General features: G+C 55.7%; 21 protein-coding genes. 7 read left to right on the top strand and 14 right to left on the bottom strand.

Going from position 1 to position 21,276, the window contains the following annotated elements:
- Both lpxA and efp read right to left on the bottom strand, forming a co-directional pair.
- Positions 1 to 780: an acyl-ACP--UDP-N-acetylglucosamine O-acyltransferase gene (gene lpxA, locus G0Q06_RS08555; protein WP_163964449.1), complete on the bottom strand. Its 780-nt coding sequence runs from the start codon at positions 778 to 780 to the stop codon at positions 1 to 3.
- Positions 781 to 794: 14 nt separating this feature from the next.
- Positions 795 to 1,352 (bottom strand): elongation factor P, encoded by a 558-nt coding sequence (efp, locus tag G0Q06_RS08550; protein ID WP_163964447.1) that lies wholly within the window; start codon positions 1,350 to 1,352, stop codon positions 795 to 797.
- 153 nt (positions 1,353 to 1,505) lie between these two features.
- On the opposite strand from efp, the gene G0Q06_RS08545 reads away from it, so the two are divergent.
- The gene (locus G0Q06_RS08545; protein ID WP_163964445.1) at positions 1,506 to 2,867 is read left to right on the top strand and encodes a bifunctional UDP-3-O-[3-hydroxymyristoyl] N-acetylglucosamine deacetylase/3-hydroxyacyl-ACP dehydratase; all 1,362 of its coding nucleotides are present in this window, start codon (positions 1,506 to 1,508) and stop codon (positions 2,865 to 2,867) included.
- A 35-nt stretch (positions 2,868 to 2,902) separates the two neighbouring features.
- Positions 2,903 to 3,247, top strand: coding sequence for a histidine triad nucleotide-binding protein (locus tag G0Q06_RS08540; RefSeq protein ID WP_163964443.1), 345 nt, complete (start codon positions 2,903 to 2,905; stop codon positions 3,245 to 3,247).
- Positions 3,248 to 3,255: 8 nt separating this feature from the next.
- Here the strand turns inward: G0Q06_RS08540 and dprA are convergent, their stop codons facing one another.
- From dprA to rnhC, 6 genes are read right to left on the bottom strand one after another with little or no spacing between them, the layout of a single operon-like run.
- Complete coding sequence (dprA, locus tag G0Q06_RS08535; RefSeq protein WP_163964441.1) at positions 3,256 to 4,380, bottom strand: DNA-processing protein DprA; 1,125 nt, start codon at positions 4,378 to 4,380, stop codon at positions 3,256 to 3,258.
- 47 nt (positions 4,381 to 4,427) lie between these two features.
- A complete protein-coding gene (locus G0Q06_RS08530; RefSeq protein WP_163964430.1) occupies positions 4,428 to 5,984 on the bottom strand; it encodes an NAD(P)H-hydrate dehydratase in 1,557 nt (518 codons plus the stop codon).
- 17 nt (positions 5,985 to 6,001) lie between these two features.
- The gene (acpS, locus tag G0Q06_RS08525) at positions 6,002 to 6,409 is read right to left on the bottom strand and encodes a holo-ACP synthase (RefSeq protein ID WP_163964428.1); all 408 of its coding nucleotides are present in this window, start codon (positions 6,407 to 6,409) and stop codon (positions 6,002 to 6,004) included.
- Complete coding sequence (locus G0Q06_RS08520; protein ID WP_163964426.1) at positions 6,406 to 7,176, bottom strand: pyridoxine 5'-phosphate synthase; 771 nt, start codon at positions 7,174 to 7,176, stop codon at positions 6,406 to 6,408. The genes acpS and G0Q06_RS08520 overlap by 4 nt, the downstream gene beginning before the upstream one ends.
- Positions 7,173 to 7,916 (bottom strand): ribonuclease HII, encoded by a 744-nt coding sequence (locus G0Q06_RS08515; protein ID WP_163964424.1) that lies wholly within the window; start codon positions 7,914 to 7,916, stop codon positions 7,173 to 7,175. The genes G0Q06_RS08520 and G0Q06_RS08515 overlap by 4 nt, the downstream gene beginning before the upstream one ends.
- Positions 7,916 to 8,896 carry a ribonuclease HIII gene (rnhC, locus tag G0Q06_RS08510; protein ID WP_163964422.1) on the bottom strand — a complete coding sequence of 327 codons (981 nt, stop codon included), beginning with the start codon at positions 8,894 to 8,896 and terminating at the stop codon, positions 7,916 to 7,918. The genes G0Q06_RS08515 and rnhC overlap by 1 nt, the downstream gene beginning before the upstream one ends.
- Positions 8,897 to 8,943: 47 nt before the next feature.
- Between rnhC and G0Q06_RS08505 the strand changes: the two genes are divergently transcribed.
- The 3 genes from G0Q06_RS08505 to G0Q06_RS08495 all read left to right on the top strand — a co-directional run bounded on the left by G0Q06_RS08505 (position 8,944) and on the right by G0Q06_RS08495 (position 14,184).
- Positions 8,944 to 9,960, top strand: coding sequence for an A/G-specific adenine glycosylase (locus G0Q06_RS08505; RefSeq protein ID WP_163964413.1), 1,017 nt, complete (start codon positions 8,944 to 8,946; stop codon positions 9,958 to 9,960).
- A gap of 252 nt (positions 9,961 to 10,212) precedes the next feature.
- On the top strand, positions 10,213 to 13,152 hold the full coding sequence (locus G0Q06_RS08500) for a vitamin B12-dependent ribonucleotide reductase (RefSeq protein ID WP_163964411.1): 2,940 nt from the start codon (positions 10,213 to 10,215) through the stop codon (positions 13,150 to 13,152).
- A gap of 60 nt (positions 13,153 to 13,212) precedes the next feature.
- Complete coding sequence (locus tag G0Q06_RS08495) at positions 13,213 to 14,184, top strand: histone deacetylase family protein (RefSeq protein ID WP_163964409.1); 972 nt, start codon at positions 13,213 to 13,215, stop codon at positions 14,182 to 14,184.
- A 19-nt stretch (positions 14,185 to 14,203) separates the two neighbouring features.
- On the opposite strand, the gene G0Q06_RS08490 is transcribed toward G0Q06_RS08495, so the two are convergent.
- Together G0Q06_RS08490 and G0Q06_RS08485 are read right to left on the bottom strand one after the other, a co-directional pair.
- Positions 14,204 to 14,887: a type II secretion system protein gene (locus tag G0Q06_RS08490; protein ID WP_163964407.1), complete on the bottom strand. Its 684-nt coding sequence runs from the start codon at positions 14,885 to 14,887 to the stop codon at positions 14,204 to 14,206.
- An 83-nt stretch (positions 14,888 to 14,970) separates the two neighbouring features.
- On the bottom strand, positions 14,971 to 15,957 hold the full coding sequence (locus tag G0Q06_RS08485) for a ligase-associated DNA damage response exonuclease (protein ID WP_238710438.1): 987 nt from the start codon (positions 15,955 to 15,957) through the stop codon (positions 14,971 to 14,973).
- Positions 15,958 to 16,016: 59 nt separating this feature from the next.
- On the opposite strand from G0Q06_RS08485, the gene G0Q06_RS08480 reads away from it, so the two are divergent.
- Positions 16,017 to 16,640: a DUF445 domain-containing protein gene (locus G0Q06_RS08480; RefSeq protein ID WP_163964403.1), complete on the top strand. Its 624-nt coding sequence runs from the start codon at positions 16,017 to 16,019 to the stop codon at positions 16,638 to 16,640.
- Between the two features lie 58 nt (positions 16,641 to 16,698).
- Here the strand turns inward: G0Q06_RS08480 and G0Q06_RS08475 are convergent, their stop codons facing one another.
- Complete coding sequence (locus G0Q06_RS08475) at positions 16,699 to 17,064, bottom strand: hypothetical protein (RefSeq protein WP_163964401.1); 366 nt, start codon at positions 17,062 to 17,064, stop codon at positions 16,699 to 16,701.
- A gap of 173 nt (positions 17,065 to 17,237) precedes the next feature.
- On the opposite strand from G0Q06_RS08475, the gene G0Q06_RS08470 reads away from it, so the two are divergent.
- Positions 17,238 to 18,608: a M20/M25/M40 family metallo-hydrolase gene (locus tag G0Q06_RS08470; protein ID WP_163964399.1), complete on the top strand. Its 1,371-nt coding sequence runs from the start codon at positions 17,238 to 17,240 to the stop codon at positions 18,606 to 18,608.
- 7 nt (positions 18,609 to 18,615) lie between these two features.
- On the opposite strand, the gene G0Q06_RS08465 is transcribed toward G0Q06_RS08470, so the two are convergent.
- The 3 genes from G0Q06_RS08465 to G0Q06_RS08455 are packed head-to-tail and all read right to left on the bottom strand — an operon-like array spanning position 18,616 to position 21,273.
- Entirely contained in the window at positions 18,616 to 19,470 is an 855-nt protein-coding gene (locus tag G0Q06_RS08465) for a sirohydrochlorin chelatase (RefSeq protein WP_163964398.1), read from the bottom strand.
- A 22-nt stretch (positions 19,471 to 19,492) separates the two neighbouring features.
- Positions 19,493 to 20,524: a 3-deoxy-D-arabino-heptulosonate 7-phosphate synthase gene (locus G0Q06_RS08460; RefSeq protein WP_163964397.1), complete on the bottom strand. Its 1,032-nt coding sequence runs from the start codon at positions 20,522 to 20,524 to the stop codon at positions 19,493 to 19,495.
- A 26-nt stretch (positions 20,525 to 20,550) separates the two neighbouring features.
- Positions 20,551 to 21,273: an RluA family pseudouridine synthase gene (locus tag G0Q06_RS08455; protein ID WP_163964396.1), complete on the bottom strand. Its 723-nt coding sequence runs from the start codon at positions 21,271 to 21,273 to the stop codon at positions 20,551 to 20,553.
- Between the last annotated feature and the right edge of the window lie 3 nt (positions 21,274 to 21,276).

Raw genomic sequence — 21,276 nt, 5'->3', positions numbered from 1 at the left:
TCAAGCGAGCCCGCGCTCGCTGCGACGGGCGAAGGCAAGCGCCTCCTCGACAAGGGCATGCGTTCCCAACTCACCCGCCTCCAAGGCCTTGATGGCCTGGGCCTTGTTGAGCCCTTTGCGGAAAAACAGCTTATGGATACGGGCAGCAATCTGGATTGCTTCCTCATCAAACCCGCAACGCTGCATCCCGACCTTGTTGATGGTCCGGTGCGTGGCCGGGTAGCCTTCCGCAAGGGCATGGGGCAAGACATCCTGAAGGACTTTGCAACAGCCCCCGATCATGGCACCGCCGCCCACCTGGCAGAACTGATGCACCGCCGTAAGGCCGCCAATGATGACGTGATCACCGATACATACATGCCCACCGAGCGTGGCATTATTGCTGAAAATACAGTCATTCCCGACCCGACATTCATGCCCGATGTGGCTGTAGGCGCAGAAAAGGTTTCGTGAACCGATAGCGGTGGCCTTGTCCTTAAAGGTAGCGGGATGGACACTACAATATTCGCGGAAGATATTATCGTCACCTATTATTACAGGAGCCTCATCACCGGTCCACTTCTTGTCCTGGGTACGCCCGCCGATGAGGGCGTATGGAAAGACTTCATTACGCTCGCCCATGAACGTATTTCCCTCGACCGACGCATGGTGATGCAGGCGACACCCGGGACCCAGTTTCACCATTGGCCCGACGTAAGCAAACGCCCCCACAATCACATCCGGAGCCAGTTCAGCTCCGTCTTCGATGACTGCCGTGGGGTGAATGGATGTTGCTGACATCAGGGCATCCGCGCTCAGACGCGGCCGAGGTAACCTTTGTCCGCTGTGGAAACTTTGATCGTGTCGCCAGTTTTGACAAATAGCGGTGTCTGGATGACGAGGCCGGTTGAGACGGTGACCGGTTTCATCGCTGCCCCGGAGGTGTCTCCCCGGACAGCATCCGGTGCTTCCGTCACTTCCAGCTCAACGGAAGCAGGCAATTGGATCTGGACCGGCTCATCATTGACAAGAAGCACGTCAACCGCATTTCCCTCGGAAAGAAAGCCTTTGGCATCTTCGAGCAGGCTTTCCGCGAGGACCACGTCCTCGAAGGTCTCGGGATCCATGAAATGCCAGCCTTCCTGGTCGACATAGCTGAGCTCCATCTTGCGCGTATCCGTGATGAGGATTTCCACGGAATCCGTGGAACGAAGCTTTGTCGTCGTGCTTGAGCCACTACTCAGGTTGCGGAGGGTGACTTGGACAAAGCCTGCCTGACGGCCCTGGGTGCGGTGGAGCATATCGAGAACAAGGTGGGGAGCACCATTGTAGAGGATAACCTTGCCTTTGCGAATATCAGTTGGTGAAGCCATAATGGGTAATTGAATTGATCAATGGTTTCACCATTCCACAGAGAATCTGTCAATAGCGCTGAGATTCAGGCCTTTACAAAGGAGGACAGCAGCTTCCATACTAGGACTTTAAGTTGGCTAACCACTCAACCCTAACGACTTTCCTTAACCGACATGCGGCAACGAACCCTCCTCCGTGAAGTTTCCACCCACGGCAAAGCACTTCATACCGGGCAAATGGTGCACCTCACCTTTAAGCCCGCACCGGTAAACCACGGGATCGTCTTCAAGCGGACGGACCTTTACGGCAAGCCGGAGGTGCAACCCAAAATTGAGTTTGTGCAGGACAAGTTGGTCCGCAGCACCGATATTTCCTCCGGACACACCAGCCTCCACACAATCGAGCACGTCCTCAGCGCCCTTGCGGGATGCGGGATTGACAATTGCCTGGTTGAACTGGACGCCTCTGAGCCGCCAATCCTTGACGGATCAGCCAAGCACTACGTCAACCTGATCCAGAAGGCCGAACCAGTCGAACAGGATGCCGACCGCGACTGCTTTGAGCTCAAGGAGCCTATCTCGGTGACTGAAGGGAACCGGTCAATCATTGCCCTCCCCTACAACGGGTTCAAGGTGACCTGTACAAGCGCTGATGACCGTGGCATCCACACCCAGCACCTATCGATTGATATCTCACCGGATGAGTACATCGCTGGTATCGCCCCGGCCCGGACCTTCACTGTCTACGAAGACATTGAGCCGCTCTTGAAAATGGGTAAAATCCAAGGTGGCAGCCTCGATTCAGCCATTGTTATCAAGGGTGACCAGATCCTTTCAAAGGAACCGCTCCGCTTTGAGGATGAGTTTGTCCGGCATAAGATTCTCGATATTGTCGGCGATCTCTCGCTGCTTGGAAAATCCCTCAAGGCGCACATTGTCGCCGTCCGCCCGGGACATAAGCTGAATTCCGAGTTGACCAAGGTCCTGTTCCAGAAAATGCAGGCCAAACCGGAGCCCAAGGCACTCGAACCCGTGCGCAAGGACGGCCCGGCAGCCAAGAAGAGCAAAATGATCTCCCCGGACGAGACTCAGATCAATATCCGGCGGATTCTCGATATTCTCCCGCATGCTTACCCGTTCGTTCTTGTCGACCGTGTCATCGAGTTGAAGGACGACGAGGAGATCACGGCCATCAAGAATGTCACTATCAATGAGCCATACTTCACCGGTCATTTTCCGGGAAATCCGGTCATGCCGGGTGTCCTCCAGATGGAATCGATGGCCCAGGCAGCCGGACTCCTGATGCTCCGCAAGATTTCTTCCGAGGGGAAAGTCGCCCTCTTCATGAGCGCCGACAAGGTTAAGTTCCGGCGTGCCGTGATCCCTGGCGACCAACTTGAGATCAACGTGAAAATTACCAAGGTCCGGGCCAACCGCCTCGCCAGTGCCTCCGCTAAGTGCTTTGTCGAGGGAGAACTAGCTTCCTCCGCAGAGCTGATGTTCACCGTTCTGGATGTGCCCGAAGAAGGCATGTAGGACGGCTGTCCATAAACCTCAAATCCGGCTTCGACATGAGTGAGAAAACCCTTTTTGAGCGAATCCTCGATAAGGAAATCCCGGCCGGGATTGTCCATGAGGACGATCTGGCTTTCGCGATTCGCGATATCAATCCGCAAGCCCCTGTGCATATTCTGGTCATCCCAAAGAAACCCCTGCCGAGACTGGCGCAAGGGGATGAGGGCGACCAAGCACTTCTCGGACATCTGCTGCTGGTCGCGGCAAAGTTGGCCAAGTCGGAAAATCTCGCCGAAGGCTACCGGGTTGTCATCAATAATGGCCCTCACGGCGGGGAAAGCGTTCCCCATCTGCATGTTCACCTGCTCGGTGGCCGGCAGATGACTTGGCCACCCGGTTGATCCGGCGCCTAGTTTCGCTCATAGCAGCCATCCAGCCGCCTGGCCAGATGGCCGGCAATTTCCATCTCCGTGACCGTCCGGGAAATCTCGCTCACCGACACGCCCAACTCGTTGGCCAGCGAATCCGCATGGGCATGGGACTTGTCTCCAAGAACCTTCCACACAGACGCCTCAAGGCCTGAAAGTTGTGGCTCCGGTTTGGGCTTCCGTCCCTGAAGCTCTGGAATCTGGCCCCACCCCGGGTTTTTCAGTCCCTCGGGCAGGTAACTCAAATCCTCAAGAATTTCCTCCACACTTGTGACCAACTGTGCACCGTCGCGAATCAAACTGTGACATCCTGCAGATTCGGGGGCATCAATTCGGCCGGGAATGATGTAGACCGGCTTCCCTTGTTCGGAAGCCATCCGCGCAGTGATCAGACTTCCCCCTTTCAATCCCGACTCGACGACCAGGACCGCCTCGCTGACACCCGAGACAATGCGGTTGCGTTGGGGAAAACTTCGACGGTCCGCGCTCCGCCAAAGGGGAAATTCCGACCAGACGCCCGCACTTTGGACAATCTCTTCCATCAGTTCACGATTGCTTGACGGGTAGCACCGGTTCAATCCACCACCCAGCACCGCTGCTGTTCGCCCTCCTGATTCAAGAGCCGCACGATGCGCCTCCGTGTCGATTCCTTCAGCCATGCCACTCACAACCGTGAAACCCGCACAGCTCAATTCCACCGCAAATTCACGGGCAACCTTGCGCCCGTATGCACTCGGCTGGCGTGTCCCGACAATTGCCACACAGCGCTCCCCAAAGGTCCTTCCCTCCCGGCAACGATATAACCCGATTGGACGGTCCGAATAAGGCCCCAGGCGACGTGGGTAGTCTGACTCCTCAGAGGTGATGAAATCGGCCTTCAAGCGCTTTAGCTCATTCCCCACCCGTTCCGGATGGAAGTACTTTTGCCACTCGCCCAGCTGATCCACCACGTTCCTTGCACAAAGCACACTCCGCTCGGCCTCTGTCATCTCCAGCAGGTGCTCCACCTTGCCCCCTAGCGCATTATCCAGTCGGCGGATGTTCACCGGGCCAAGACCCGGCAGGGCCGCCAATGCCATCAACGCAAATCGTCGCTCAAGGATCATTTAACGACCGTTATTAATCCGGCGCTAAAATCAAGTCTGGTTTTTACCTAAGAACGCAGGGCGACTGAAAGGTGAGGTAAGAGGTCGGTTGTGGTGACGGCCACACTCCCGCGTTGCCGTGCCAAGGAATCCCCTGCTGCGCCATGCCAGGTAACTGTCGAAATGACAGTCTCGAGCGGGGATTCATGATTCTGACCAAGCTGGGCCATCAGCATTCCAGCCAGGATGTCTCCCGATCCACCTCGTGCGAGAACCGGGCCGCCTGTACAAACGGAAATTATCTTATGCCCGTCGCAAATAGTTGTGGGATGGCCCTTGAGGACAAGGATGACGCGGTACTTGCGACAGAATGACATCAAGATGGCAGGATCGGTGGTGTCCTCCTTGGGACCGAGAATGCGGGCATACTCGCCCGGATGCGGCGTCAGGATGACCGGACCCGCCTCGAGCGACCGCCCGAGAATGGCCGCCATCACATCCTGCGTCAGGGCCGACGCATCCAGGACCAGTGGAAGTGGATTTTCCCGCACAATCCGGCAAACTGTAAAGGACGTCGACCGGTCCATCTGCAAACCCGGACCAATGAGAAGCGAGGTGGCCTTGTCCGTGGATTGGGAAATAATACGAACCGCATCAGGATCAAGTGTGCCGTCCACTTTCAGCGGGACGGGACACCACATAGCCTCCGGCACCGATCCGGCGATATAATGATAAAATCGACCCGGGGTAAACACGGTGGCAAGCCCGATCCCCGCGTGCAGGGCTCCTTGGGTGGCCATGATTGCCGCTCCCGGCATATGGGCGGATCCCGCGAGGATCAATCCGTGCCCATAGGTTCGCTTGTCGCTGGCCGACGGGCGAAGGCGGTTGATTGCCCTGTGGGCGTTGGGGGAAGAAACAAAATCCGTGCAATCCTGTTCGGGTTGCCCGGCAAAAACCTCCAGCTCGAGGAAGCGTACCCGTCCGACAAGGCCTGCGTTCTCCTTTTCAAAACAAGGCTTTTTGGCAACCCCGGGAATGTAGGTAAAATCCGCGACAAAAGTATCCGGCTCAGAGCTGCCTTCCGTCAATCCACTGGGCAGATCAATCGATAGACGAAGACCCACATCGCTCCGTCCATTCACTTGCCTGAGCAGGGATGCAACTTCCTCGCTCAGGGGCGGGTGAAAACCGAGGCCATAAATGCCATCGATCACAACATCGAAGCTGGTAGAAGGGCCGGCAAGATAATCGGCAACGGAAATAATTTGAAAGGCTTCGCCCAGAGAACTCTTCAACCGCGAAAGAACCTCCCTGACCAGCGGCTTCATTTCGCTCTCCTCCACGGTGGAAACCAGACTCAGCTGCATCCTTGGAAGGTAATTGAGCAGGGCTTCACAGGCAACCAGGGCGTCTCCCGTGTTCAGTCCCTTTCCACCAAGAATCAGGATACTTGCTGACTCAGACCATTCATTGAGCTCCAGATAATCCTCAAGCAAGGCCATCCCGATGGCCGTTCCAGCACTTTCCATGGCGGCTTCGGTGCGGCTGGAATCGCCTTTCAATACAGAGGATTCATAGGCGCGCGCCGCCTCGATGGAAAACTGGGGGTAAAGTGGGTTCATGATAAGATTTGAAATTGTTAATCGGAAACCAGGACCGCGACGGCCAGTCCATAGTTTTCCGTATGGGAGAGGGAAATGAGAATTTCATTTCCGCCAAGTTTGGAAAGCAAGGCAAGTCCTTGCTCATCCAATTTGATATACGGTTCTTCACGCTCGCCCTTGATGACCTCGATGGATTTCCAACCGATGGACCCGCCAATGCCCGTGGTGAAGCATTTCGAGACAGCCTCCTTGGCGGCAAAGCGGGCAGCGAGATGTGGAACCGGATTCTTCATCTTCATGCAGTAGTCGCGCTCGCCCTCCGTGTAGACACGTTCCAGAAAACGCTCCTTCTGCCGTTCCAGGACACGCTGTATGCGGGTGCATTCAATCAGGTCAGTGCCCACACTGCGGACAATGCCGCCATCCGGTAGTGAAATGTTCATGCCAGATCTTCCTCGTTCATGAGGTGCTTCATTTCCCGCACAGCTTCGCGGATTCCTGTAAATAGGGCGCGGGAGATAATACTGTGGCCAATATTCATTTCATGGATACCGGGGATTCCCCGCACGCGCTCAATATTCGTGTAATTAATTCCGTGTCCCATATTGACGATCAATCCGAGCTGATGCCCCATGAGAACTCCCGCTTCAAGGCGCTTTGCCTCGGCTTCACCTTCATCTCCGTAATAGGCATTGGCGAATGAGCCCGAATGCAGTTCAATATAGTCCGCGCCAGTTCGCTTTGCGGCCTCGATCTGGACAGTGTCCGGATCGATGAACAGGCTTGTGCGGATTCCCTTCTCGAGGAGCAGCCCAACATGTTTTGTGATCCATGCCTCCCGCGCCAGTACATCCAAACCGCCCTCTGTCGAAATTTCCTCACGCTTCTCCGGGACAAGACAAACCGTCCGGGGACAGACCTCCACGGCAAATTCAAACATTTCATCGGTGCAAGCCATCTCCATGTTCAGCGGCACCTGAAGGACCTCCTTCAAAAGCAGGACATCTCCTCTTTGGATGTGGCGTCCGTCTTCCCGTGGGTGCACCGTGATTCCATCGGCCCCGGCTTTTTCCGCCTCGATCGCAAGGGCGACCGGATCGGGTTCCACCATCTCTCCGCGCAAACGCTCATAGCCGCGGTACCGTGCCTGCCGCAGTGTCGCAGCATGGTCGATATTCACACCCAGTCGGATCCTTTTCTCGGCACTCATGATTGAAATACTTTATGGGAAGAGGGCTCAAAAAGCGAGTCTTGCCTTACTCTTTCAGCAGAGGCTGGCTGCGTTCGGAATTTCCGCAGAAACAACGAACGATGATGGACGGTCTCCCCATGCCTTCGGATCGCCTCCAAGTGTGTCTTTGTTCCATAGCCCTTGTGCTGCTCAAACCCGTATTCAGGACATTCCCCGGCCAGTTCACGCATGTGAGCATCGCGCCATTCCTTGGCATGGATTCCCGCCAGGGCGATTGCAAACGACTGCCGGTCGCCCTTCACCACGCCCCGATGCGGAAACGGAAAAGTCTTGATAGGGCGTCCATCTATCAGGATGGGCGGCGTTTCTGCGGGAAGGAACACATCTCCACCCTGCAACACTCCTTTCAAACGGGCACAAGCTCGGCGCATCGCCAACACATTGGCCTGGAAAATGTTGTGCTCCTCGATCTCCTCGACAGAGGCCAGTCCAATTCCCACCTGTATCCAGTTTTCATGACACTCCCCCCTGAAACGCTCGACAATGGCGGCCCGCTTCTCCGCCGACAGGCGTTTGGAGTCATCCACTCCACGGCACAGGGATGCGCAACGCGAGGATTTATAGAAAGCCCGGTCACAACAGACCGCAGCCGCAACTACCGGACCGGCAAGACAACCCCGTCCCGCTTCGTCAATTCCCACGAGACAGGTGGCCTCGCCCAGGAATCGCTTGTCGAACGGAATGAGCCCGCGTGCCATTATTTGAAGTACGACGGCTTTTTAGGGACTGGGAGGCCGAGGATTTCGTAGGCTGTCTTGAAATGCACTTTGGCAAAGTCCTTCAGGCGGTGCCCGCCAAGCTTTGCCACGAGCTCTTCGCCCTGCTTCTTGGCCGGGGCCCCGGATCCCTTTTTCAATTCCTCGCCAAATTCCGTGCTGAGTTTGCGCAACTGCTTCACAAATTCGGCCCTGGCGCAGATGGAGGCAGCTGCCACTACGGGATCTGATTCCGCCTTGGTCCGCATTTTCAAGTCGAAGTCGACCCCGTCTTTTTTCAGTTGCTGTTGGGTCAGGGGAGCCTTGCTGAATTGGTCCAGAAGCCCCCACTCCACGGTGCGCTTTTCAAGTGCCGCGGCAACCGAGCGCGCATGATACCACGCCAGCAACTTGTTCAGGTTTGCACCGGGCTTGCTCATCAACTCGTTGTAGCGGTTCATGTTGGCGAAGGTCTTCTTTACGACAACGCCCTTGGTCCGGAGGATAATCTTCTCCAATCGGAGGATGCTTCCATCGGTCAGGCTTTTTGAATCCTTCACCCCCTCGGACTGCCAATGACGGACCATATCACCGTCTGCAATAACACAGCAGGATACCAACGGGCCGAACAAGTCACCCTTGCCGGCCTCATCCACTCCCGCATGCGGCTCAAACCACTCCGGATTATGGAATTCCTCGTACCCCATCAGCGGTTGGCCTGTGACTTCCGCTTCGAGGATGTTCTGCACAAACGATTCAGTCCCTTTTCCCTGGATCACCACCTTGCCGCTCTTGTAGGCGACAATGTTCACCTGCTCGAAAGGTGCCTTGAAGGCGAACAAACTGTGGTCCACATGGTAATAGCCGTACAGGCGCTTATCGCAGATGGATTCGAGTTTCTCCAACTGGTCCGCATCCAGCGTAATGGTGTAAATTGTCTTCTTGGCCGGTTCGTCCCCGTCGCCACTTTTTTTCTTTTTCATCAGGATTTGTATCGAATGATCAAGAAATCTAGGTTTTTCCCTATTTCATGCGAGGGGATTTCTCAATTTTTCGCCGACAATTGCTCGAATGGTTCGATTCGCACAAGCGAACCCTCCCTTGGCGCACTGAATCAAGCCTCTACAAGACGGCGGTTTCTGAGTTCATGCTCCAGCAAACACAGGTGGAAACGGTCATCCCCTACTTCGAGCGATGGCTGGCAGCATTCCCTCACTTTGAGGTTCTGGCAGCGGCTCCGGAAGCTCAGGTCCTCAAACACTGGGAGGGCCTCGGCTATTATTCCCGGGCCCGTAACCTGCATAAACTGGCCAAATCCATCGTGGAGGAAGGGATTCCGCAAACCCCGGATGACTGGCGGAAACGCCCTGGAATCGGGCCCTACACCGCTGCGGCCATCTCCAGCATTGCACAAAACCAGCCCGAACCAGTCATTGACGGCAATGTGATCCGGGTTCTGGCCCGCCTCGAGGATGATGCCCGACCTGTCCAGTCTTCCAGCGAGGCGCAAAAACGCTTCCGGCCTTTCGCCAGCCAGCTGATCGATCCCCAGCGCCCCGGCGACTATAATGAGGCCCTGATGGAACTCGGGGCGACCACCTGTCGCAAGGCCCGCCCAGCATGCCTGCTCTGCCCTGTTCAGGAACATTGTTGTGCCAAAGCCAATGGCACACAGGAATCGGTTCCAGTCATTGTCCGCAAATCCGCCACCAAGCGGGAAGTCCACCGCCTTTGGCTACTCAAGGACGAATGTCTCCTCCTTCATTTCTACCCGGAGTCAGCCCCGCGCCTTGCCGGGCTCGCCGAACTTCCTCAACTGGACAAGGCCTTGACGGACAAGCCCCTCCTTTCACGCTCCCGCGGGATCAGTTCGGAACAGATCCGCGAGCATATTCATGCCTTGCCCGCTGATCATCCTCTTTCGAATAAGTGCCTGTCCCGAAACCAAAGCCGCTTTATCTCACTTGCAGATCTCGACACAATTTCCCTCTCCGCGCCCCACAAGCGCTGGATCAAGGAGCTGCTGCGAAAAGACGTTGCACGGTAACCCCTTTTTTCGGGGTAACCCTGCCTTTCACCCGTCCGGTTATTAACAAATGTAATTATCCTGCTTAGTTCAGGTAATTACGGGGCATGGAATCATTTTCGTCTTTTCAGCTGAACAGCTTATCTTTTGGATCGGACGACACAACATGTTGGGGACAGAAGGGGCAGCAACCCCTATATGTTGCTAACATGTTGTTCACAAAGTTCTTAACACGCTTTTACCGAAAACCCCGAACTACCAGACGAACCGACTATGAAAAGTGCCACCTCCACCAGCGCAAAACCCACCTCCAGCGACCCAGTTACGCCCGAAAAGGAGGCCAGTGTCCTGCTGAAAGAGCATAGTTTTGCGAGGCCGGAGGTCCATCCATTCGATGAAATCGAGTGGGAAAAGCGCGCGGCAAGCATTCTGGACGAGAACGGGAAGGCCATCTTTGAACAGGATGAGATTGAAGTCCCGAAACCCTTTTCCGAGCTGGCCACCAAGATCCTTGCCTCAAAGTATTTCTACGGCGATATCGACCGCGGAAAGGATCCCAAAACAGGTGGCCGCGAATCTTCCTTCAAGGAGGTTGTCACACGCGTTGCGAAAACGCTGAAGGATTGGGGCCTCGCCGACGGATATTTCAAGACGGATACCGAAGCTAAGATTTTCGAGGAAGACCTGATGTGGCTCCTCATCAACCAGACCGGTGCCTTCAATTCTCCCGTATGGTTCAACCTTGGCTTGTACCATGAATATGAAGTCGGGAAGGACTCCGCCAAGGGCAACTTCTTCTGGGACCAGGAAGCGGGGGCCGTCAAACGCGCACCAAACCAATACCAATACCCTCAGTGTTCAGCCTGTTTTATCCAGCATGTGGAGGATGATCTCGAATCCATCATGCACCTGGCAAAGGCTGAGGCCATGCTGTTCAAGTTTGGTTCGGGAAGCGGGACGGACCTCTCCTCAATCCGCTCAACCCGTGAGAAACTTTCCGGTGGTGGCCGTCCGAGTGGCCCCTTGAGCTTCCTGGCGGTCTACGACTCGGTGGCCGGCGTCGTCAAGAGCGGTGGCAAGACCCGTCGGGCCGCCAAGATGAACACCTTGAAGGACTGGCATCCGGACATTGAGGAATTCATCGAGGCCAAGAAAGTCGAGGAGCGCAAGGCATGGGCCCTGATTGAAGAGGGCTATGATCCGTCATTCAACGGCGATGCCTATGGCTCGATCAAGTTCCAGAATGAGAACCTGAGCATCCGGGCCTCCGATGCATTCATGGATGCAGCATCACAGAATGGCGACTGGTGGACAAAGCGCGTAACAGATGGTCAGCCCTGTGAGAAGAAAAACGCCGGTGCCCTGCTGACCCAGATTGCTGAAGGAACGCACATGTGTGGTGATCCCGGCATGCAGTTTGATGATACCATCCATGAGTGGCACACCTGTAAGGGATCAGGACGCCAGAACTGTACAAACCCCTGCAGCGAATACCTTTTTCTCGACAATTCCGCCTGCAACCTTGCCAGCATCAACCTCCTCAAGTTCCGCACCGAGCAGGGATTTGACTTCGAGCGCTTTGCCCGGGCCTGCCGGATTTTCATCATAGCCCAGGAAATCATTGTCGACCGTTCCTCCTACCCGACGGAAGCCATTACCTACAATTCCCACTGGTTCCGTACCCTGGGATTGGGATACGCCAACCTTGGGGCACTCCTGATGTCGTACGGCCATTCCTACGACTCCGACGAAGGTCGCTCCCTGGCTGCCTTGATTACCGCAGTCATGACTGGCACCGCCTACCGGACATCCGCTGAACTGGCCCGCCACAAGGGACCCTTTGCCGGCTACAAGGATGCCCGCTACGCCGGTTGCGACAACCCTCCCGGCAAGGATAACGTCGACTCGATGCTGGCCGTCATTGAAAAGCACCTCAAGGCGCTTGAGCAGATTGATGAGTCTATCGATCCGGAAATGCTGAATTACGCCCGCTCAACGTGGAAGCAAGCCCTGCAGCAAGGCAAGCAACACGGTTTCCGCAATGCCCAAGTCACTGTCCTGGCTCCCACGGGAACAATCGGCTTCCTGATGGATTGCGACACGACAGGTATTGAACCGGCCATCGGCCTGGTTGCCTACAAGTCCCTCGCCGGAGGTGGCATGCTGCAACTTCCGATCAAGTCGATTCCGCACGCCCTGGAAAACCTGGGTTACAAGTTATCCGAGCGGGAACGGATATTGAACCACATCAAGGAATACGGTACAATTGAGCCGGTTAAAAGTAATGGTGAAACCATTACAAGTGGCTTGAAGGAGGAACATTTCAAGGTATTCGACACGGCCTTCCGCTCAGGTTCAGGAAAACGGGTCCTGACGCATCTGGCTCACATCGAAATGATGTCAGCTGTCCAGCCCTTCCTTTCCGGCGGCATTTCCAAAACCGTCAACATGCCTCAGGAGGCCACTGTCCAGGATATCCGCGAGACCTATTTCCATGCATGGCGCAAAGGCATCAAGGGGGTGGCAATTTACCGTGACGGTTCCAAGCGAAGCGCCCCTGTGCGCACCAAGAAGGACGTCCAGGAGGAGGTCAAGGCGAGCCGCGAGGTGCAGATGGTTACCGAACCCTATCGCCGTCGTCTGCCTGACACGCGCGCATCCCTGACGCACAAGTTTAACCTGGCCGGAACAAAGGGATACCTGACAGTCGGTAATTTCGAGGACGGTGCCCCCGGAGAAGTTTTTATCCAGATGGCAAAAGCGGGCAGCACGATCAACGGCCTCATGGACACGATCGGCACACTCCTCTCCATGTGCCTTCAGTATGGTGTTCCCCTGGAAACAATTGTTAAGAAATTTGCCCATATCCGTTTTGAACCGGAAGGCATGACGCGCAATCCGGACATTCCGATGGCCAAGAGCGTCATGGATTACCTGGCCCGCTGGCTGGGAATGGAATATATTCAAGGCTACCGGGAACAAATGTCCCCGGCGGCCCAGGCTGAAAAGGGCCTCGAGGATCAAGCTCCGGATTCCGTGGCCATTGAGCGCGAAGAAGAAGGGTCAGAGCGACAGCTCTCCCAGGAACAAATGGAGCTCCTCGTCCAGTCCGAAGGACACCTCACCTGCTCCGAATGCGGTAGCTCAAAGGTGAAAGTGACGGGGACTTGCGCCTGCTGTCTCAACTGCGGTACCTCCCTTGGCTGCAGTTGAGCGCGGCGCTCCTCGAATCCGCCTTGGAAATTGGCGGCTGATGTGCATCAATAGAACTTGATGCCACGGCCAGTTGCCATTTTCTATCATCCGGATTGCCTGCTTCACGATACCGGTGCTCATCACCCGGAACGTCCGGAACGGCTGATCTCAGCAAAGGCGGCTCTTGAAGAGGCCCCCTTCGCTAAATTACTGCATTGGCACACACCCGAGCCCGTGAAGGCCAAATGGATTGAAAAAATCCATTCGCCTGAATACCGGCACTACATCGAGGAGGCATGCCTGCAGGGGCGCAGCTTCGCCGACTCGGGCGAGACGGCCATTTGCTCAGAATCCTATCGGGCCGCCTTGCTCTCGGCCGGCGGCGCGATCGGTGCCATTGATGCCGTTTTCAATGAGGGTTACTCCGCCGCCTTTAGCCTGACCCGTCCCCCGGGGCATCACGCCAGCACGGAAAAAGCCATGGGATTCTGCCTCTTCAACAACGTGGCGATTGCCGCCCAATACGCTGAAGAAACCTTTGGATTGGAACGCATTTGTATCATCGATTGGGATGTTCATCACGGCAATGGGACCCAGGACATCTTCTTTGGCAGTCCGTCTGTTTTATTCTGCAGCCTGCACCAGCTACCCCTCTATCCACACAGTGGGGAATTTCACGAAACGGGCACCCGGGCCGGCGCGGGCCTCACCGTTAATTGCCCGTTTCCGAATGGATCCACAATTGAACACTACATGGAGGTCCTTGAGGAGGATATCCTCCCAAAACTGCGCGAGTTCAAGCCCGAGCTGTTTCTAATCTCCGCAGGCTTTGATGCCCATCGGCATGATCCGCTGGCCGACATCGAGCTTGAATCCCATCATTATCATCTGCTCACGCAGTGGATTCTGCAGCAGGCAGAAATATTCGCGAAAGGACGCGTTGTCTCAATTCTCGAGGGAGGCTACCATCTGGACGCGCTCGCCGAGTCGGTCGCTGAACATGTGCGGGCCCTCACGGATGGATTGCCAGCACCAACTTCTCAATCATGAAAAGTTTTGCGACGGTTAATCAAAAGACGCGTCCAAGGTAATCGTAGGCCATCGCCCCGGGGCCAAGCGCATCCCGTATATCAGCCGTGCGTTGACCATTGATCGATGTGACCAACTGACCGCCGTCCTCAGCGAGGTCACGATAGAATTCCACATGCCCATCGAGGAAGGCGATAAAGCCGCCTTCAGACCCGTAAATCCCCGCCCGATTCTGGCCAAAATCCTGCCAGACACCCTCTGCGGTCAATCCGCGTGTCCACACCACCGGTGTAGTGGATGGATTGGCCAGCGGGCTGATGCCGCTCGCGATGACTATTCCGAGAGGCCAGTCGGCAAAGCCTTCCACGGCGGCCCACACTCCCGGTTGGTCCTGCTCAATAAGGACCGGGGGAACCGAATCCGGGATGGCCGCCACCAATGGATCTTCTTCAAAGATGAAAAGCGGCCCTTCGCTGACGCCTGTCTGCTCGGCAAGGCGGCTCAGGCAATCGGCCAGGTTGTTCCCGGCAAGCGCCCGCCCGGTCACGCTCTGGTAAGTGGCTACGGCAAGGCTGATCTGCCGCAATTTGTGTCCCGTGGCCATGCGCTGGGCCTTTGCCCGGACAACACCCACGGAGGGAATCAACATGCCCATGAGAAGGCTCATCACCCCAAGCACCATCAGTAATTCGACAAGGCTGAATCCGTTTTTTCGTGTCTGCATGAATTGATGTTTTCATGGGAAAAAACGAGGACAATATTTGAAAGTAGTTAAATTTCACTACCAGGAATACCCGAATTGAATGATCAATCCCCGCTGCTTTCAAAATGTGTGGGGACCGGAAAGCTATCCACCCCCACCACCTCACGCAGGTACCGGGCAAACACTTCAGTCTGCCCATGAGTCACTCCCACACGAGTGGCTCCGGACTCTCGGACACATCGAAGCAGGCCCTGCCAGTCGGAGTGATCGGACAAGACAAACCCGCGGTCAAAATCCCGGCTGCGCCGAACTCCCCGCACCTGTAACCATCCGCTGGCTGCTCCATGGGAAAGCGGTTGCAACCGCTTCAGGAGGGCTGGCTCCTGGCCGGCAAAGGAAACGAGGACAAGGCCCTGCCCTTTCAGTTCCGGAACCGTCTTTTCAGTCAAGTCCAGGCACGTCGGGAGCTCTACCCCTGCCTCCTTGTAATGGGGCAAAAAGGCCCGTCCCGGACCCACAAGGGCAATTGGTCCGATATTCGCATCCAAAGCGGCAAGAATACGCTGGGTCTTTCCAAGCGGATAACAGGGCAAAATTGATGTGCGGCCAACTTCTTGATTCCGCTTCCACCAACCGTGTATTTCCTCAATGACCGATTCCTGGGAAGGCCATTGGTAGACCGGCAATCCGAAAGTCGACTCTGTAATGAGCAGGTCGCAGCGAACCGGTTCAAATGCCTCGGCTGCGGAATGGGAGTGTGTGGCATTATGGTCACCTGTCACGACAACGACCTCTCCCTTGTGTTCAATCCGCACTTGGGCCGAGCCGAGGACATGCCCGGCAGGATGCAGGGAAAGGGACACGTCCCCGACTTTCAGCGATTTGCCAAATGGAAGCGCTGTCAAATCGATGCCCTGCCCCACGCGCTTGCGCAAAAGGGCCTCTCCGGACGCGGAACCAATATACCGGCCCATTCCCGAACGGGCATGGTCGGAATGAGCGTGCGTAACAACCGCCAACGGGACCTTCTTCCATGGATCAATATGGAATTCCCCCGCCGGACAATACAGCCCGGCGCTTGAGAGCTGCAAAATATCGGATTGTTTAAACCCCACTCTCGTCATTGAATCCTATTCAAGCTACATCTCAAATGGATTTACCGGAAAGCTCACAGATTATTATTTACCTCACGGTCTTCCCCTTGATCGGGGCCTGCATCGGCTGGCTAACAAACCGTTTGGCCATCCAGATGCTCTTTCGCCCCCGCGAACCCATCAACTTTTTGGGCCTAAGGGTTCAGGGACTCATTCCGAAGCGCCAGTCGGAGCTGGCCAAACGGGTCGGGGAAATTGTCGAAAGTGAATTATTCAACCAACACCTTATCCGGAACGAGATTCACAAGATTGATCTACAACCGTACCTTGATGAGCTGGCGACCAACATTGTCTGGGACCGCCTTGCCCCAAAGTTGCGGCAAATCCCCCTGCTGGGAAATTTCGTGAACGACAAACTACTCTACAACCTCACCAAAGTCGCCTTGGAAAGTCTCTCGGCAGAAACTGAACCGCTTCTCGAAAAGGTCTCAACGGAGGTTGAACGGAAAATTGCCGTGCGGAAGATCGTAGAGGAAAAAATTCACGCCTTCGATCTCGACCAACTGGAATCCATTGTCCGGAAGCTCGCCCAGAAGGAATTTCGGAGCATTGAAATCCTCGGCGGGGTGATCGGCTTTCTCATTGGCCTGGTGCAGGCTGGGCTGGTCCTTGTGATCTGAACCCGTACTGGATAAACCCGCTCACTACGTCCAAGAATTGCACGGGAAGCCGCGGGGCTCAGTCATTTCCGAGCAGATCGACCGTCTTGAGCTCCTCAAGCTGTTGTTTGAGCTCTTCTTCAAGGGCTGCTTCCTCAGCCTCAATCCGGGCCACGGCCTTTTGGGTCTCGGTCTCGGTAATTTCCGGTGCCTGGTCGACTTCAATCAAATTCTCGTTTGATTCGTCCTCTGCTGCCGCCTTGTAAATCTGGATGGCAAAGTAAAAGGCGGCCACCGTGAGAACCATTAACAGGGACCCCAGAATAGCGTAGGCACGGAGTTTTCTGTTGGTTCCAAGCGTCGGTGCCTGCTCACGCAGGAGCGCCAACCGGGCCTCCGGATTGCCCGATTCAAAACGCGTCTCCCGCGGCCTACGATCCTGCATCTTCATAACAACAGCTTAACTCTCCAACATCCGCTCAAGATTATCAACATTGAGATCAATTTCGTTATTCACCCCAACCCGACTGAACATCCTCGAAAGCATCGACCAACAATTACACTCCAGCATGCGTTGGCAAACTTGCATTTTCGGGCTTCCCGGTCCACCTTCCTTCCATGTTTGACCCGATTGAAGTCATTAAGGAATTGGTCAGTAATCCGAGTGTCTCGACGGACTCGGCCTACGCAGATGGGATGCAGGGGACGCGAGACGTCCTGACCAAATTGTTTTCAAAAATGAGCTTGGAAGTGGAAGTCGTGGATACCCCGCGCCATCCAGTTGTCCTCGCCCGGCGCAACGGCCCAGATAGCTGGCCCCATGTCATCATTTACGGACACTACGATGTGCAACCACCGGATCCCCTTGATCTCTGGGACTCCCCGGCCTTTGAACCCACGATGCGCGGCACCCGCCTGTACGGGCGTGGCGTGGCGGACAACAAAGGCCCGATGATGGTGCATGTCACTGCGGTGGCCCGGTTACTTGAGGAAAAGCCCGATCTTCCCTTGCGTATCACTTTCCTCATCGAGGGAGAGGAGGAAATCGGCAGCCCAAGCCTTCCGATGGTCCTGGAGAGCCATGGGGAGAGTTTGCGGGGAGATTTCGTCCTGCTCTCGGATACCCTGAATCCTTCCGAGGACCAGGTAGCCATCAATATGGGCCTGCGCGGAATTGTTTCCCTCGAAATCGAAGTCAGCGGACCCTCACGTGACCTTCATTCCGGTGGCTTTGGCGGGGCAATCTACAATCCACTACAGGCCCTCACGGAAATCTGTGCCAGCCTGCACCATCCAGATGGCCGCATCAATGTACCCGGCTTTTATGATGATGTGATCCTTCCAGCTGATTGGGAGAAAGAAGAAATTGCCAAGTTGCCATCGGGAGATGAGGAGCTCAGGGAATCAACAGGGGTTCCCGGTTTGTTCACGGCGAACAACCGTACCGGCATGGAAGCCATCCGCTATGAACCCACGCTTGAAATAAATGGGATTGGTGGCGGCTACCAGGGCGAGGGAGACAAGACAATCATCCCTTCAAAGGCATTCGCCAAGATCACCTGCCGGCTGGTGGCAAATCAAGATCCGGACGACATCCAGAAGAAAGTCTTTGCCGCCATCCGCGAGCGCTGCCCGAAGGAAGTTCGGCTGAACATCAAGGAAGGCCACGATGGCATGCCGTACTCTGTTGTTCCCCCGGGCAGATCAAATACGCCCGCCGACCAGAATCCCCATCTGGCCAAGGCTTTCAAGGCTTGCGAAGAGGCGGTTGAGAAGGAATTTGGATTACCGCCACTTTACCTCCGCGGAGGAGGATCGATTCCAATTATTGGCGAAATCAACAAGGTCCTCGGTCTGGATTGCATCATGCTCGGAATGGGCACGGAGGAAAATAATCTCCACTCGCCAAATGAATCCTTCAATGTCGCCAGCCTCGAAAAGGGGATCGCCGTCTCAAAGGCCATCCTGCTCGCCGTTGCCGACAAGTAGACCTTTGTCACATCGGGATCCGTTCCATTTCCAGCCTTTGCTGGAGAAGCGGAATCATTCCCGGGTGATCGCCGACGAGGCCCGTCATGTGCGTGCGCAAGCCAGGTGACTCAGCCTCGGCCGCCTTGCATATCCCGTCAATATCGCCGCCTTGGCCGGCATGCCTGCCCGGCGATAGAAAAAGCATGGAAATGACCACGTCCCCGTGGTTCCATTCAGGATGGCGCAGGAGCTTTTCGAGAAGCGGTTCGTTGAACGCAAATTCATCGCCTTCACGGCGCTCCATTGAGGATTGGAAAAGCGCACAAACCTCGTTGCCCAGAGCGCCTGCAAGAGCGCAGGATACTTCATTCCTAAGCATCGCAACCTCCGGCTTGGGAGACCCATGATCGACAACAGCAACCTTGGGCCGGGAAAGCTTCTTGTCGCGAATTACCTCCCTCACGCGGTCAGCTAGAATATCGACAAGCTTGTGGTTCACATCCAGATCAATGGAGTTTTGGGATTTTTCCTCCAGTCCATGAGCGAGGAAGGGCGTCCGCCAGACATTGAAATCTCCATGTTTTTCACGGCGATAGGCCAGCCTTTCCGGGAGGTAACCGGTAATTGCCCCACTCTTTCCAAAGAAAAAGGGAATGATCGTGAAGTCGCGCTCACCGGCTTCGAGAAACAACCTGATGCGACGCTCCAGATTGACAGCCGCTTCACCCTCCAAATCCCCGACGGGTACCTTGCTGGAATGCAGAAGTGAGGAGGGCAGGATTTCCAAACCAGTGGCCTCGCTGAGGTCACGGGCCACCCTGCGCAAATTCAACACGCTGGAGGCACGCAAGCTTCCGTTGTCCACAAGGAGATAGCGCATCTTTGAAACCGGGCCGCCTGTCTCAGGAATGGACAAGATCCCACAGGATCCTTGCGTCTTGTATCAGTTTTTTCAGTACATCCGGAGTGATACTCTGCTTCGGGTCATCCCCGATTCCGGTTATTGGATTAACGTGGGATTCAATGACCAGCCCGTCGGCTCCATAAGCAATCGAGGCAAGGGAACACGCGGGAACATACTTGGCCCGCCCGACGGAGTGGGACGGATCAGCAATCACGGGAACCCAGGACTTCTCCTTCAGGAGAGGCGTCACGCTCTCATCGGGATGGTTCCGGAACCCGTCGAGTGCCGGCATCGTCCCACGCGGACAAAAAATGACATTGGGATTGCCGTTGGCGACAATGTATTCCGCTGCGGAAATGAATTCGTCAACCGGTCCCATGTGACGGCCTCGTTTCAAGAGCACCGGTATTCCCACCTCAGCTGTCTGTCGACCGATTTCGGCCAGCAGGGTATAATTCAAGGCGTTCCGTGTCCCGATCTGGAGCATGTCGACCTTTGCCTCGACCGCATACTTCAACTGGGCCTCATCCATCACCTCGGCAATCACCGGCAAACCTGTGCGCTGTCGTGCCTCAAGCAGGAAATCCATCGATTTTGCGGTTCCCTGGAAACTATGCGGAGAAGTGCGGGGTTTCCAGACACCACCGCGGATAACATGCGCACCCGCCTCCTTCACCGCCTCAGCTGTTTCAAGGAATGCTGAGCCATTATCAGGATCAATTGTGCAGTGCCCGGCGATGAAGAGCGGTTCCTTGCCCAGCTCCACTCCACCGATAACGGTCTTGTGGTTGGCAAGGTCAGAGCGCTTGTCCATGAGCTTATAGACCGACTCCATCCGGTCGACGCGATCAATGTACTCAAGACCGAGCAGGCGATTGACCATGGTCTCGCTGCGCTCGTCCCCGATAATCGCGTAGATATTCCGGTGTGCCCCGTAGATCACCTGGATCTTACAGCCAAATCCGCCAACGATTGCTTCGACTTCAGCGAGCTGGCTGTTCGTCAAGGTAGGTGCTTTTGAAATAATCATAAGTTGAATTTGTTAAGGAAATTGAATCATTGGAGGGCAAGGGGAAAAGCCTTCGGGATCGGGCTTTCGACCGAGAACTTCAGGGTGTGTCCCCGGAAGTCCACTTGCAAGCGGGTTTTCCAGCTGTGCAGAAAGAGCCGGTTTTCTCCAGTCCGATGCTTGAATTCGCGGTTGAATCGAAAATCGCCGTAGGTGGCGTCTCCAATGATCGGCAGGTGCCGGCTGGCACACTGCACCCGCAACTGATGGGTTTTACCCGTGGATGGCTTGAGCAGGACCATTGCCCGTGCTGGCGGGCCTGCGCCACGCTGTTGAAGCTCCATCTCAAGCATTGCGTTGGGTTTGCCACGCGCTGTTTCCGTCCGGAGTGCCGACCCCCGCTTCCGCGTCACAAGATAATCCCGCCACGTGTCGTGCTTGCGGGCCGGAATCCCTTTTACGATCGCAACGTAGGCCTTTTCAATTCGGTGTTGTGCAAAGGCCTCTTTCACCAGACCAGCCAGCTCTGGATCTTCAGCAAGAAGGACGACACCCGATGTGGGCCCATCCAGCCGGTTGAGAAGATACCAGCGCTTCCCGCCATCGATGTAGGCCTCGCTGTCCTGATCATATGAAACGGCCAGCAGGGATGAGGCCCGGTCATCCTTTTTGTTGGGGTGGGACAGCACACCTGTCGCCTTTTCGACGGCAAGGAGGCCGGAGGGGTCCGCCTTCAATAATGAACAAGCTGGATGTAGCGGGATTTTCATGAC

The organism is Oceanipulchritudo coccoides, from assembly GCF_010500615.1.
GTDB classification, from domain to species: domain Bacteria; phylum Verrucomicrobiota; class Verrucomicrobiia; order Opitutales; family Oceanipulchritudinaceae; genus Oceanipulchritudo; species Oceanipulchritudo coccoides.
Note: the sequence above shows the minus strand (reverse complement) of the source record. Positions and strands in the feature narration are given on the sequence as shown.

Excerpts from the sequence above, each read along its gene's own strand:
- lpxA (WP_163964449.1), bottom strand. The coding sequence starts at position 780 with ATGTCAGCAACATCCATTCACCCCACGGCAGTCATCGAAGACGGAGCT.
- efp (WP_163964447.1), bottom strand. The coding sequence starts at position 1,352 with ATGGCTTCACCAACTGATATTCGCAAAGGCAAGGTTATCCTCTACAAT.
- G0Q06_RS08545 (WP_163964445.1), top strand. The coding sequence starts at position 1,506 with ATGCGGCAACGAACCCTCCTCCGTGAAGTTTCCACCCACGGCAAAGCA.
- G0Q06_RS08540 (WP_163964443.1), top strand. The coding sequence starts at position 2,903 with ATGAGTGAGAAAACCCTTTTTGAGCGAATCCTCGATAAGGAAATCCCG.
- dprA (WP_163964441.1), bottom strand. The coding sequence starts at position 4,380 with ATGATCCTTGAGCGACGATTTGCGTTGATGGCATTGGCGGCCCTGCCG.
- G0Q06_RS08530 (WP_163964430.1), bottom strand. The coding sequence starts at position 5,984 with ATGAACCCACTTTACCCCCAGTTTTCCATCGAGGCGGCGCGCGCCTAT.
- acpS (WP_163964428.1), bottom strand. The coding sequence starts at position 6,409 with ATGAACATTTCACTACCGGATGGCGGCATTGTCCGCAGTGTGGGCACT.
- G0Q06_RS08520 (WP_163964426.1), bottom strand. The coding sequence starts at position 7,176 with ATGAGTGCCGAGAAAAGGATCCGACTGGGTGTGAATATCGACCATGCT.
- G0Q06_RS08515 (WP_163964424.1), bottom strand. The coding sequence starts at position 7,916 with ATGGCACGCGGGCTCATTCCGTTCGACAAGCGATTCCTGGGCGAGGCC.
- rnhC (WP_163964422.1), bottom strand. The coding sequence starts at position 8,896 with ATGAAAAAGAAAAAAAGTGGCGACGGGGACGAACCGGCCAAGAAGACA.
- G0Q06_RS08505 (WP_163964413.1), top strand. The coding sequence starts at position 8,944 with ATGCGAGGGGATTTCTCAATTTTTCGCCGACAATTGCTCGAATGGTTC.
- G0Q06_RS08500 (WP_163964411.1), top strand. The coding sequence starts at position 10,213 with ATGAAAAGTGCCACCTCCACCAGCGCAAAACCCACCTCCAGCGACCCA.
- G0Q06_RS08495 (WP_163964409.1), top strand. The coding sequence starts at position 13,213 with ATGCCACGGCCAGTTGCCATTTTCTATCATCCGGATTGCCTGCTTCAC.
- G0Q06_RS08490 (WP_163964407.1), bottom strand. The coding sequence starts at position 14,887 with ATGCAGACACGAAAAAACGGATTCAGCCTTGTCGAATTACTGATGGTG.
- G0Q06_RS08480 (WP_163964403.1), top strand. The coding sequence starts at position 16,017 with ATGGATTTACCGGAAAGCTCACAGATTATTATTTACCTCACGGTCTTC.
- G0Q06_RS08475 (WP_163964401.1), bottom strand. The coding sequence starts at position 17,064 with ATGCAGGATCGTAGGCCGCGGGAGACGCGTTTTGAATCGGGCAATCCG.
- G0Q06_RS08470 (WP_163964399.1), top strand. The coding sequence starts at position 17,238 with ATGTTTGACCCGATTGAAGTCATTAAGGAATTGGTCAGTAATCCGAGT.
- G0Q06_RS08465 (WP_163964398.1), bottom strand. The coding sequence starts at position 19,470 with ATGCGCTATCTCCTTGTGGACAACGGAAGCTTGCGTGCCTCCAGCGTG.
- G0Q06_RS08460 (WP_163964397.1), bottom strand. The coding sequence starts at position 20,524 with ATGATTATTTCAAAAGCACCTACCTTGACGAACAGCCAGCTCGCTGAA.
- G0Q06_RS08455 (WP_163964396.1), bottom strand. The coding sequence starts at position 21,273 with ATGAAAATCCCGCTACATCCAGCTTGTTCATTATTGAAGGCGGACCCC.